A 12019-nucleotide genomic window follows, 5' to 3' on the forward strand; every position below is an offset into this window, starting at 1 on the left:
TTCGGACGGATCCGGCGCATCTCTCCGAAGATCCTGCACATCTCCGAGCGAGGTGCGCCGCCGGGGCGAGCGGATCCGGTCGCCGCGAGCAGCCGCTGAGACTGCCGCGTCAGGGGCACCGGCGCGGCCGGGTCCTGGGCGCACGAGGATCCGTCACCAGCGGGGCGGGATGCGCGCGATCGACCGCCCCGATGCGTCGAGCTCGTGCCCGTTGCGCTTGACCGGGCGCAGCACCGTCCAGCGGTCGACGATCTCGACGTCTCCGCCCCACACCCTCTCGATCGCGGGCAGCGCCGTGAGCGACCGCGCCCGTACGCACGCGAAGAGCGGCGCCGGCCCCACGGCGACCCCGGCGCGATGCACCTCGGGCAGCCGGGCCGCGCGGATCGACGCCGCCTCGGGATCCGCGGAACGCGCCCACAGCACGGCGCCCCGGCGGTAGCCCGCCGCAGGCATCGCGAGGTCGCAGCCGAAGCGCAGGAGCCCGGCCGAGGTCGCGCGATCGACCGCACGCCGCGCCGTCGCCTCCGAGACGCCCAGGCGCGCGCCGAGCACGGCCGACGGCATGCGCGGATCCTCGTCCAGCACGTCGGCGATCTCGGCGACCGTCTGCGGCTTCGGCAGGCGGACCGCCTCGGCGGAGGGCCTGCCCCCGGCCTCGCGCGACGGACGCACGACGCGCTGCTGCGCGGCCGAGAGCACGGGCAGCCGCCAGGTGGAGTCCTCCGCCGAGACGCTCGCGGCGACGTCCATCCGCAGCACGGTCGCGCCCGTCTCGAGCGCGCGCACGCGCTCGCCCAGCTGGGGGAGCCCCTCGGACGCGGCGACGAGCAGCAGCAGACCGGCCGAGGTCTCGTCGACGCCCAGCACCCACGGCCGCCGCACGGCCGACGTGCGCGATTCGTCCGTGATGCCCGGGTGCAGCAGTACGAGCGCGAGATCGGTGGTCGAGGCCCAGCGCTCCGCCGTGGGCCAGGCGGTCAGCCAGGCCAGCCCCTCCTCGCGCAGTGCACTCCAGTGCCGCACCACGGTGGCTGAGTCCACCCCGATCGCCGCGGCGATGCGCGTCCAGGGCGCCCTCGCGTCGACCTGGAGGGCGTGGACGAGGGTGAGGTCGATCTCGTCCAGCCCGCGCGGATCCGTAGTCTCCATGTGACGAAGACTACGCATGAAGAGCGCAGAAATGAAGGTTTCGAGTCAACAGGATCCAGAATCGAGTCGGAATCCTACGCTCACCTCATGAGCTTGACGACGGATCGGATCCTGGCCACCATCGAGGATCTCGTCGCGCTCGCCCCCCGAGCCACGGGAACCCCCGGGGGCGCCGCCGCGGCGGAGTACGTCGAGGGCCGATTCGCCCGCGCGGGCCTTGCGACCGAGGTCCTCGAGGTGCCGTCGTTCACGTGGCGGGCGACGGAGTGCCGTGTGACGACCGGGGCCGACGGCACGGAGGAGCTCGAGGTGCCGAGCTCGCCGATCCTGCACTCCGCCCTGCCGGCTCAGGACTGGACGGGCGAGGCGCGGCACCTCATCGACGCCCCCGTCGTCGACATCGGCGCCGACCGCGTGCGCCGCCACGACGTGCGCGGCGCGATCGTGCTCTTCGACCTCACCTTCGACATGACGCTCGCGCACACCCTGCCGCTCACGCTCTTCCTGCACGACCCCGGCCGACGCGTGCTGCGACGCGACGTGCTGCGCAGCCGCAACCCCTACGTCACCTCGCTCGCCCGCACGATGCGCGACGCGGCGGCGGCAGGCGCCGTCGGCGTCATCGGCGTGCTGCGCGACTACCCCGACTCCCTCGGCTACCACAACGAGTACTACCGGCGGACCCTGTTCCGCCTGCCCGGCGCCTGGGTGACCCGCGCCGGCGGAGCGCGGCTGCGGGCCGCGCTCCGCCGCACGCGACGTGCAACCCTCACCCTCGGCGTCGAGCGCTCCGAGGTCGTCTCCCGCACCGTGATCGGGGTGCTGCCGGGTGCCGACGGCCCGGACGGCGTCGCGCACGACCGCTCCGGCAGCTCCCGCGCGTCGAGGACCGGCAGTCCGCGCGGCGACGCCATCATGATCCAGTCGCACCACGACTCGGCGGGCGACGGCGCCGTCGAGGACGCCTCGGGCGCGGCCGAGGTGATCGCCCTCGCCGAGCACTTCGCCGCGCTGTCCCGCGCGGGGCGACCGCCTCGCAAGACGCTGCTGTTCACGACCTTCGACACGCACTTCACCGGCTACCAGGCCCATCGCGAGTTCGCCCGCCGGCACGTGCTCGCACCGGATGCCCGCTGGCGGATCGTGCTGAACGCCACGATCGAGCACATCGGCCTGAGGGCCGTGGAGGGATCCGACGGCGGGTTCGAGAACACCGGCGAGACCGAGCCGCGCGGCATCTTCCTCAACGTCAATCCGGCGTTCACGGCGCGCATCGCGGGGCTGATCCGCCGTCATCGGATGCACGCCACCAGCATCCTCGGTGCGGGTCTGCTCGAGTTCTTCGCGAGCGGGATCCCGACCGACGCGTCGTTCACCTTCGTCTCCGGCGTGCCCACCGTCAGCCTCATCTCGGGTCCGCTCTACCTGTACGACGACGCCGACACGATCGATCGCATCGACGTCGCCCAGCTCGAGCCGGTGGCGCGGTTCTTCGCCGACGTCGTGGAGGACGCCGATCGGCACCGCGGCGCACTTCTCGGCACGATGCCCGCGGGCCTGCGCCGGCTGCTGCCCCGGGGACGATGGTGAACGGCGAACGGGCCGAGGGCGGATCTGCACCGGGCGCCGGCGGCCCCGGTCCCGGCTCCGGCATCCGGCACGGGTCGACCCGCATCGTGCGCTTCGACGGGGAGGAGGCACCAGAGACAGGGATCCTGCACCTGCCGCACACCGCTGCTCCGGCCGGGGGCTACCCGGTCGTCGTGTTCGGGCACATGACGACCGGAGGGTCGCCGCGCTCCGCCCCGAGCCTCGGTCACCCCGGCCACCCGGAGTGGCGGCGCATGTCGCAGGGCGACGCGCTGTGCGACCTGCTGCTGCGGCGCGGGATCGCCGTGCTGCGACCGGACTACCCCGGAATCGGCGGCCCCGGCGTGCATCCGTACCTGCTCGGCCGTCCCCTCGGCGGTTCGCTGCGCGCGATGGTCCGCGCTCGGCGCACCCTGGACGACCGGCTCGGCGACGACTGGGTCGCCGCGGGGCACTCCGAGGGCGCGGTCGCGGCGCTGTTCGCCGGCACCGCACCGGAGCCGGACGACCGCAGCCGGCTGCGCGGTGTCGCGGCCGTGACCCCGGTGACCCGGATGGACCTCAGCATCCGCTGGTCGCTGGGCATGCCGGGCGCGATGCCCGGATCCGGCGTCGTCTCAGCGCTCATCGGGCTCATGCTGCGCGGGGCGGCCACCGCGGATCCCGCCCTGGCGGCGCTCCGGGAGGGAGAGGGCCTCAGCCCCGCCGCGCGCGCGGCCCGGCGCGACCTCGACCATCTCTGCCTCACCGAGCTCGCCGCGCGCGACTCGTGGGGCGGCATCCCACCGGGCCGCATCGGCGGGGCCGACGGATCCGCGCTTTTCGCGCGCCTGTACGCCTCGTTCCGCGAGAACGAGGTCGCCGCGCTCTCGGGTTTCCGCTCCCCCGTGCGGATCGACGCCGCACGGTTCGACGAGGTCGCCCCGGCGCCCTTGAGCGCCCGGCTGCTGCGCGCGTACCAGCGGGCCGGCGTCGACCTCACGGCACGCTGGTGGCCGTCGCACCACTCCGGCACGATGCGTCCGCAGCACGCCCCGCCGCACGTGGCCGCATGGATCGCGGAGCGCTTCCGGGACTGACGCGTCCGGCGAGCAAGCCCCCGAGGTCGTTGAGCGAGCACCGAGCGCAGCGAGGAGCGAGACGAAACGCCGCCACCCGGCGAGGGCACCGCGTTTCGTCTCGGGCGGCTCCGCCGTCCTCGCTCAACGACCCCTGAGGGAGCGGGCGGCTCCGCCGTCCTCGCTCAACGGCCCCGAAAGAGCCGGCAGCTCAGCCGTGGCGGGCGAGCAGGCGGCGCGCCGCCGCGCTGTGGTCGGCGATGAGCTGGGGCACGTCGAGGCCGACGATCTGCCCGTCGAGCACGCGCCAGGATCCTCCGACCATCACCCGGTCGGCGCGCTCCGCGCCGCACAGCAGCAGGGCCGCGAGCGGGTCGTGGCTGCCCGAGAAGCGCAGTTCGTCGAGGGTGAACATCGCGAGGTCGGCCTGCTTGCCCGGGGCCAGCACGCCGATGTCGCTGCGGCCGAGGGCGCGCGCCGACCCCTGGGTCGCCCAGTTCAGGGCGTGCTCGGGGGTCACCGCGGCGGCGCCGTAGCGCAGGCGCTGCAGGTAGAGGGCCTGGCGCACCTCCATCATCATGTTCGAGCCGTCGTTCGATGCGGATCCGTCGACGCCGAGCCCGACGGGGACGCCCGCGGCCTCGAGCTCGACCGCCCGCGCGATGCCCGAGGCGAGGCGCATGTTCGAGGTCGCGCAGTGCGAGACCGCCGTGCCCGCCGCGCCGAGGCGCGCGATCTCGGCGTCGTCGAAGTGGATCCCGTGCGCGAGCCAGGTGCGATCGCCGAGCCAGCCGACACTGTCGAGATAGTCGACCGTGCGCAGGCCGAACATCTCCCGGCAGAAGTCCTCCTCATCGATCGTCTCCGCGAGGTGGGTGTGCATGCGCACGTCGAGCCGCTCGGCGAGCGCGGCCGTGTCGCGCATCATGCCGGTGGTCACCGAGAACGGCGAGCACGGGGCGAGTCCGATCTGCACGAAGGCGCCCTCGCCGCGCTCATGGTAGGCGCCGATGAGGCGCTCGCTGTCGGCGAGGATCACGTCGGGATCCTGCACCGTCGACTGCGGCGGCAGTCCGCCGTCCTTCTCCCCGAGCGACATGGATCCGCGGGTCAGGGTCGCGCGCATGCCGAGGCGCTTGACGACGTCGACCTGCACGTCGATGCCGTCCTCGAGCCCGGCGGGGAAGAGGTAGTGGTGGTCGGCCGCGGTGGTGCAGCCGCTGAGCAGCAGCTCGGCGAGCGCCGCGGTGGTCGCGAGCTCGAGATCGCGCGGCGTGAGTCCGGCCCAGACGCCGTAGAGGCCCTTCAGCCAGGGGAACAGCTCGGCGCTGACGACCGGCGTCCAGGCCCGCGTGAGCGTCTGGTAGAAGTGGTGGTGCGTGTTGATGAGGCCGGGGATGATCACGTGGCGCGACGCGTCTACGGTCTCGTCGACGGGCACGGTCGGGGATCCCCCGGCGGGCACGGCTTCGAGGATGCGCGACCCCGAGACGACGAGGCCGCCGCGCGCATCGGCGGCGTCTCCGGTGTGGATGCCGAGCGGGTTCTTCAGCCAGACGGTGCGAGCGGATTCGGACATTGAGCAGACTCCCTGTGAGTGGTGCGGAGCCGGGGCCCGGCCCCGAAGGGGCCAGCTCAGTGTGTGACCTGTCTGCTGATCCAGGTGCGCCTCCGTCGGCGGAGGCACTCAAGATCTATCACGACCCCGACGAAGAGGTCAACAGTTTTTCCAGATGACGGATGAGACTTTCCGTGATGCGAATGCAAGCGCCCCTCACCCCGAGGCGGTACGAGGGGCGCTCACGCACGCAGGGAGCGTCAGTGATCCGAGCGCGTGATGGCGACCTCGTTGCCCTCCCGGTCGACGATCTTGCCGTCGATGATCGAATCGCCGTCTTCGAAGGCGTCCAGGTACGCGACCGGGATGCTGCGCGTCGGCGCCGAGACGAAGGCGTTCTTGCGCTTGGCGCTGCCGAGGTGGTTGAACAGCAGGTTGAGCAGGATCGCGGTGACCGCGGCCGAGCTGATGCCGGAGTGGAAGATCGTCACGAACCAGGCGGGCATCGCGTGGTAGATGTCCGGCTTCGCGATCGGCAGCATGCCCACGGCGAGCGACGTCGCGACGATCACCAGGTTCATGTTGTCCTTGTACTCGACCTTCGCGAGCGTCCGGATGCCCGAGGCCGCGACCGACCCGAACAGCACCAGGCCGGCGCCGCCGAGGACGGGCTGAGGGATGGCGCCGACGACGCGGCCGAGCACGGGCAGCAGACCCAGGATGACGAGCACGCCACCGCCGGCGGTGACCACGAAGCGGCTCTTGACTCCGGTGATCGCGACCAGGCCGACGTTCTGCGCGAAGGCCGACTGCGTGAACGTGCCGAAGATCGGCGAGACCGCACTGGAGAGCATGTCGGCGCGCAGGCCCGCGGCGATGCGCTTGGAGTCGACCTTGGTGCCGACGATGTCGGCCACGGCGAGGATGTCGGCGGTGGTCTCGGTCAGCGTCACCAGGATCACGATGAACATCGAGATGATGGCCGCGATCTCGAAGGTCGGCATGCCGAACCCGAAGATCTGCGGGAGGGCGAAGATCTCCCCCTGCCCCACCTTGCTGAAGTCCGCCTTGCCGAGGAAGACCGCGATGATCGTGCCGAGCACGATCGCGAGCAGGATCGCGAGCCGCGAGATCGCCCCCACCGGGATCTTGCTGAGCACGAGCACGATCACGAGGGTGATCGCCGCCAGCAGCAGGTTCTCCGGCAGCGCGCCGTCCGCCGGGTTCGCGCCGGGGCCGTAGATCCAGCCGGCCGCGACGGGCAGCAGGCTGAGACCGATCGTGGTGATCACCGTTCCCGTCACGACCGGGGGGAAGAACCGGATGATCGTCGCGAAGACCGGGGCGATGAGCAGGCCGATCACCGAGGCGGCGATGACGGATCCGAAGACCGACGGCAGCCCGCCGCCGCTCGTGACGATCGCGCCCATCGTGGCGACACCGGCGAACGAGACGCCCTGCACGAGCGGCAGCTGCGATCCGAAGAACGGGATGCCGACGGTCTGCAGGATCGTGGCGAGTCCGCCCATGAACAGGCACGCGGCGATGAGGACGCCGATCTCGGCGGGCTTGAGGCCCGCGATCTGCCCGATGATGAGCGGCGGGGCGATGATGCCGCCGTACATCGTGAGCACGTGCTGGATGCCGTAGCCGATGGTCGCGCCGATCGGCAGTCGTTCGTCCTCGGGGCGGACGAACTCCTTCTTCTGCTTGGTAGTCAATTCGACCTCTTCGTCGTGGGGCAGGCACCGGGTGAGCCGAGCGCCGGCCGGCATGCAGCGCCTGTGCGGCGATACGGTGCGGGCGCTCCGTCCGCCTCGCGATACGGGGCGGACTGCTGTGGGTCCTGGTGCGTCTCCGGCTCTGGAGACTCCCTCAGGCTAGCGGCGGCCCCCTTCGAGAGTCAAGCATTTTTTCCGAATCTCGGATTGTCCTTTCCGCTATGCGGATATTCGGGATTGCTCGTCGTTTCGCACCCTGCGCAAGAAAGGGGCCCGGATCAGGGAGATCCGGGCCCCTTCGAGCAAAGCGCGAGCGGCGTCAGTCGTCGAGCAGCTCGGCCTCGATGGTGTCGTCCTCGGGCTCGTCGTCCACCGGCTGCGGGGCCGTCGGCCCGTCACTGGTGAGCACGAGGGAGGATCCGTCCGCGGCGACGTCGACCCGCACGAGGTCGCCGTCGTGCACCCGGCCGGAGAGCAGCGCCGACGCCAGCCGGTTCTGCACCTCGTTCTGGATGAGACGGCGCAGCGGCCTCGCACCGAACACCGGGTCGTAGCCGCGCTCGGCGAGCCACGCACGCGCGTCCGGCGTGACCGCGAGCGTGAGCCGGCGATCGGCGAGACGGCGCTGCAGCTGGTCGATCGTGAGCTCCACGATCTGCGCCAGGTCGTCCTCGGTGAGCGCGGAGAACATCACGATGTCGTCGAGACGGTTGATGAACTCGGGCTTGAACGCCTGCCGCACGAGCGCCATCACGGCCTCGCGCTTCTCGTCGGACGAGAGCGTGGGGTCGATGAGGATCGGGGATCCGATGTTGCTCGTGAGGATCAAGATGACGTTCGAGAAGTCGACCGTGCGCCCCTGGCCATCGGTGAGCCGGCCGTCGTCCATGACCTGCAGCAGTACGTCGAACACCTCGGGGTGCGCCTTCTCGACCTCGTCCAGCAGCACGACGCTGTAGGGGCGCCGCCGCACGGCCTCGGTGAGCTGGCCGCCCTGCTCGTAGCCGACGTACCCCGGAGGGGCACCGACGAGTCGCGAGACCGAGTGCTTCTCGCCGTACTCCGACATGTCGATGCGCACCATGGCGTGCTCGTCGTCGAAGAGGAACTCCGCGAGAGCCTTGGCGAGCTCGGTCTTGCCGACGCCCGTGGGACCGACGAAGAGGAACGAGCCCGTGGGGCGCCCCGGATCGCTGATCCCGGCGCGCGAACGCCGCACCGCGTCGGAGACCGCGGTGACGGCCTCCTTCTGCCCGATCAGGCGCCGGCCCAGCTCGCGCTCCAGGTGCAGGAGCTTCTCGCTCTCGCCCTGCAGCAGCCGGCCCACGGGGATCCCGGTCCAGGCCGCGATCACGGCCGCGATGTCCTCGTCGGTGACCTGCTCGTTGACCATGCGGGGCTCGTCGCTCTGCGCGTCCGCCTGCCGCTCGGCATCGGCGAGCTGCGCCTGCAGCTGCTTGATGGTCTCGTACTCGAGCTTCGACGCCTTCACGTAGTCGGCGTCGCGCAGCGCCCGGTCGCGCTCGGTGAACGCCTCGTCGAGACGCTTCTTCAGGTCGCCGACCCGGTTCAGGCCGCCGCGCTCGCGCTCCCAGCGGGCCTCGAGGCCCGCCAGCTCCGCCTCGGACTCGCACATCTGATCACGCAGCTTCGCGAGACGCTCCTTGGAGGCCGCGTCCTTCTCCTTCTTCAGCGCGAGCTCCTCGAGCCGCATCCGGTCGACCGACCTCTTCAGCTGGTCGATCTCGACCGGACTGGAGTCGATCTCCATCTTGAGCCGGCTCATGGCCTCGTCGATGAGGTCGATGGCCTTGTCCGGCAGCTGGCGGCTGGGCAGGTAGCGGTTCGACAGCGCGGCCGCCGCGACGAGCGCGGAGTCGCTGATCGTGACGCCGTGGTGCGCCTCGTAGCGCCCCTTGAGCCCGCGCAGGATCGCGATCGTGTCCTCGACGGAGGGCTCGCCCACATACACCTGCTGGAACCGGCGCTCGAGGGCCGCGTCCTTCTCGATGAACTCGCGGTACTCGTTGAGCGTGGTCGCGCCGATGAGGCGCAGCTCGCCGCGGGCGAGCATGGGCTTGAGCATGTTGGAGGCGGCGACGGATCCCTCTCCCCCGCCCGCGCCCATGAGTACGTGCAGCTCGTCGATGAAGGTGATGACCCGGCCGTCGGACTCGGTGATCTCCTTGAGCACGCTCTTCAGGCGCTCCTCGAACTGGCCGCGGTACATGGCCCCGGCCACGAGGGCGGAGATGTCCAGGGAGACGAGCTCCTTGTCCTTGAGCGATTCGGCCACGTCACCGGCGACGATGCGCTGGGCGAGCCCCTCGACGACCGCGGTCTTGCCGACGCCCGGCTCTCCGATGAGCACCGGGTTGTTCTTCGTGCGCCGGGTGAGCACCTGGCTCACGCGACGGATCTCGGAGTCGCGCCCGATCACCGGATCGAGCTTTCCCTGACGTGCGCGGTCGGTCAGGTTGATCCCGAACTGCTCGAGTGCCGACTGCTGTTCTTCCTGCGGTGCCTGCTGCGGGGTGGCCATTCGTCCTCCTGGAGTCTCCTTGCGATGTTGCGGAAGAGCCGGATCCGCCGACTCCTCAAAGTTGAGTTGATAAGACTCAAGTTTAACGGACGGCCCGCTTCAGGGCAAGGCCCGGAAACACAGAGTCGTCCCCCTCAGCACGACCGTGGAGTGGTGCTGAGGGGGACGACTCGGGGTGGTGGAGGGTCAGTCCTCCTCGACCATGCCGCGACGGAGCAGACGCCCGCGCGGGTTCTCGAAGTCGATCGGGGTGCCGTGCAGGTAGGTCTTGCGCACGCGTCCGGCGAGCGCCTTGCCGTTGTACGGGGTGAGCGGGTTCTTGTGGTGCAGCTTGGTCACGTCCACCACATAGGCGTCGTCCGCGGCGAAGATCGAGAAGTCCGCGTCGTAGCCGGGGGCGATGCGCCCCTTGCCCGTGAGGCCCGCGAACTGCGCCGGCTTCTCGCTCATCCATCCCACGACGGTCTCGAGCGACAGGCCCCGCTGACGCGCCTCGGTCCAGATCAGCGACAGGCCGAGCTGCAGCGACGCGACGCCGCCCCAGGCCACGGCGAAGTCGCCGTTCTCCAGATCCTTGAGGTCGAGGGTCGAGGGCGAGTGGTCCGACACGATGAAGTCGATCGTGCCGTCCTCGAGCCCCTGCCAGAGCAGCTCGCGGTTGCCGGCCTCGCGGATCGGCGGGCAGCACTTGAACGCGGTCGCCCCCAGCGGGACCTCCTCCGCGGTGAGCGTGAGGTAGTGCGGGCAGGTCTCGACCGTGAGCCGGATGCCGTCGTGCTTGGCGGAGCGCAGCATCAGCAGTGCGTCCGAGGAGGACAGGTGCAGGATGTGCGCGCGGGCTCCCGTCCAGCGGGCGCGCTCGATGACCTCCGCGATCGCGAGGTTCTCCGCGCCGCGCGGACGCGAGGCGAGGAACTTGGAGTAGTCGTCGCCGTCGGGCTTGGGCGCGCGGTCGATGGCCCGGGAGTCCTCGGCGTGCACGATCATGACCGAGTCGAAGGTCACGAGCTCGCGCATGTCCTCCTCGAGCTCGTCGGGATCCAGCGGCGGGAACTCGTCCACCCCGCTGTGCAGCAGGAAGCACTTGAAGCCGAAGGCCCCGGCATCGTGCAGTCCCCGCAGCTTGTCGATGTTGCCCGGAACGGCACCGCCCCAGAAGCCCACGTCGACGTGCACCTGGTCGCGCGCGACGTCGCGCTTGATGTCCAGCGCTTCGACATCGATCGTCGGCGGGATGCTGTTCAGGGGCATGTCCAGGATCGTGGTCACACCGCCCGCGGCCGCCGCCTTGGTCGCCGAGGAGAAGCCCTCCCACTCGGTGCGACCCGGCTCGTTGACGTGCACGTGCGTGTCCACCAGACCCGGGATCAGGGTCTCGTCGTCTTGGAGCTCGATGATCTCGTCGCCCGCGAGGTTGTTGCCGAGGGGCTGCATCGCGACGATCACGCCGTGCCGCACCCCCACCTCGCGAGGTCGGATCCCCGAGCTGGTGAGGACCCGCTCGCCGCGGATCACCAGATCATAGTGCTCGCCCGTCGGGTCGAGCGAGGCGTGTTCTTCGGTCTCCTGGGACATGTCCGCGGATTCCCTTCTGCCGGCGACGTCGCCGGCCTTGTGGCGTGGTGGGTGAGGCTGGTTCGATTGTGCTCCGCGTCAGCGGGCCGTCGCCGGGAATCCGGTGATCCGCTTCGGCCGGGGCTGCGCGTAGGTGCGCACCTTGGAGGTGGAAAGGCCCAGGTTCACCAGGCCCTCCGCGACGGCGACCGCGGCCTGGACGCCGTCCACGACCGGGACGCCGCAGAGCTCGACCACGCGGTCCTTGAGCTCGGCCATCCCGCCGCAGCCGAGCACGATGACCTCGGCACGGTCGATCTCGACCGCCTTCTGCGCCTCGGCGGCGATCGCCTCGACCGCGCGCTCCGGATCGGACTCGAGCTCGAGCACGCTCATCCCCGACGAGCGCACCGACGCGCAGCGGTCGTGGAGGCCGCCGAGGATCAGCCGGTCCTCGATGAGCGGCACCGTGCGGTCGAGCGTGGTGACCACCGAGTACGAGCGGCCGAGGAACATGGCGGTCGAGGCCGCCGCCTCGGTGATGTCGACCACCGGCACAGTGAGCAGCTCCTGGAGCCCCTCCCGTCCGTGCTCGCCGTATCCGGCCTGGATGACCGCGTCGTACTCGCCCTCGTAGCGGACGACCTTGTCCATGACCGCAATCGCGGCGAGGTAGCTCTCGAAGTTGCCCTCGCAGCTCTCGGCGCCGAAGTCGGGCGTCAGGCCGATGATCTCCGTGCCCGGCGACGCGGCGGCCCGCGCCGCCTCGGCGATGGCGTCGGTCATCGCCTCGGTGGTGTTGACGTTCGCGATCAGAATGCGCATGCTCGGTGTCCTCGTCGGA

The 12019-nt window shown here is 70.9% G+C and carries 8 protein-coding genes; 2 read left to right on the plus strand and 6 right to left on the minus strand.

The features are described 5' to 3' along the window. Nucleotides 1-153 precede the first annotated feature (153 nt). Nucleotides 154-1152, minus strand: coding sequence for an AsnC family transcriptional regulator (locus J8G10_RS08240; protein ID WP_251442994.1), 999 nt, complete (start codon nucleotides 1150-1152; stop codon nucleotides 154-156). A gap of 87 nt (nucleotides 1153-1239) precedes the next feature. Between J8G10_RS08240 and J8G10_RS08245 the strand changes: the two genes are divergently transcribed. Both J8G10_RS08245 and J8G10_RS08250 read left to right on the plus strand, forming a co-directional pair. After that, complete coding sequence (locus J8G10_RS08245; RefSeq protein ID WP_251442997.1) at nucleotides 1240-2742, plus strand: hypothetical protein; 1503 nt, start codon at nucleotides 1240-1242, stop codon at nucleotides 2740-2742. Next, nucleotides 2739-3821 carry a S9 family peptidase gene (locus tag J8G10_RS08250; RefSeq protein ID WP_251443000.1) on the plus strand — a complete coding sequence of 361 codons (1083 nt, stop codon included), beginning with the start codon at nucleotides 2739-2741 and terminating at the stop codon, nucleotides 3819-3821. Before J8G10_RS08245 ends, J8G10_RS08250 begins: the two co-directional genes overlap by 4 nt. 190 nt (nucleotides 3822-4011) lie before the next feature. On the opposite strand, the gene J8G10_RS08255 is transcribed toward J8G10_RS08250, so the two are convergent. The 5 genes from J8G10_RS08255 to J8G10_RS08275 all read right to left on the minus strand — a co-directional run bounded on the left by J8G10_RS08255 (nucleotide 4012) and on the right by J8G10_RS08275 (nucleotide 12000). Then, complete coding sequence (locus J8G10_RS08255) at nucleotides 4012-5379, minus strand: 8-oxoguanine deaminase (RefSeq protein WP_251443002.1); 1368 nt, start codon at nucleotides 5377-5379, stop codon at nucleotides 4012-4014. A gap of 239 nt (nucleotides 5380-5618) precedes the next feature. Beyond that, on the minus strand, nucleotides 5619-7133 hold the full coding sequence (locus tag J8G10_RS08260) for a nucleobase:cation symporter-2 family protein (RefSeq protein WP_374208771.1): 1515 nt from the start codon (nucleotides 7131-7133) through the stop codon (nucleotides 5619-5621). A 265-nt stretch (nucleotides 7134-7398) separates the two neighbouring features. Next, entirely contained in the window at nucleotides 7399-9621 is a 2223-nt protein-coding gene (locus J8G10_RS08265) for an ATP-dependent Clp protease ATP-binding subunit (protein ID WP_251443008.1), read from the minus strand. Nucleotides 9622-9807: 186 nt separating this feature from the next. Continuing rightward, complete coding sequence (allB, locus tag J8G10_RS08270) at nucleotides 9808-11196, minus strand: allantoinase AllB (protein WP_251443019.1); 1389 nt, start codon at nucleotides 11194-11196, stop codon at nucleotides 9808-9810. Nucleotides 11197-11274: 78 nt separating this feature from the next. Further along, nucleotides 11275-12000 carry an aspartate/glutamate racemase family protein gene (locus J8G10_RS08275; RefSeq protein WP_251443021.1) on the minus strand — a complete coding sequence of 242 codons (726 nt, stop codon included), beginning with the start codon at nucleotides 11998-12000 and terminating at the stop codon, nucleotides 11275-11277. Nucleotides 12001-12019: the final 19 nt, after the last annotated feature.

This window comes from Microbacterium sp. USTB-Y, assembly GCF_023703415.1.
Classification (GTDB): domain Bacteria; phylum Actinomycetota; class Actinomycetes; order Actinomycetales; family Microbacteriaceae; genus Microbacterium.

Bases quoted from the DNA above. Each gene is read 5' to 3' on its own strand.
- J8G10_RS08240 (WP_251442994.1), bottom strand. From the start codon at position 1,152: ATGGAGACTACGGATCCGCGCGGGCTGGACGAGATCGACCTCACCCTC.
- J8G10_RS08245 (WP_251442997.1), top strand. From the start codon at position 1,240: ATGAGCTTGACGACGGATCGGATCCTGGCCACCATCGAGGATCTCGTC.
- J8G10_RS08255 (WP_251443002.1), bottom strand. From the start codon at position 5,379: ATGTCCGAATCCGCTCGCACCGTCTGGCTGAAGAACCCGCTCGGCATC.
- J8G10_RS08260 (WP_374208771.1), bottom strand. From the start codon at position 7,133: ATGCCGGCCGGCGCTCGGCTCACCCGGTGCCTGCCCCACGACGAAGAG.
- J8G10_RS08265 (WP_251443008.1), bottom strand. From the start codon at position 9,621: ATGGCCACCCCGCAGCAGGCACCGCAGGAAGAACAGCAGTCGGCACTC.
- allB (WP_251443019.1), bottom strand. From the start codon at position 11,196: ATGTCCCAGGAGACCGAAGAACACGCCTCGCTCGACCCGACGGGCGAG.
- J8G10_RS08275 (WP_251443021.1), bottom strand. From the start codon at position 12,000: ATGCGCATTCTGATCGCGAACGTCAACACCACCGAGGCGATGACCGAC.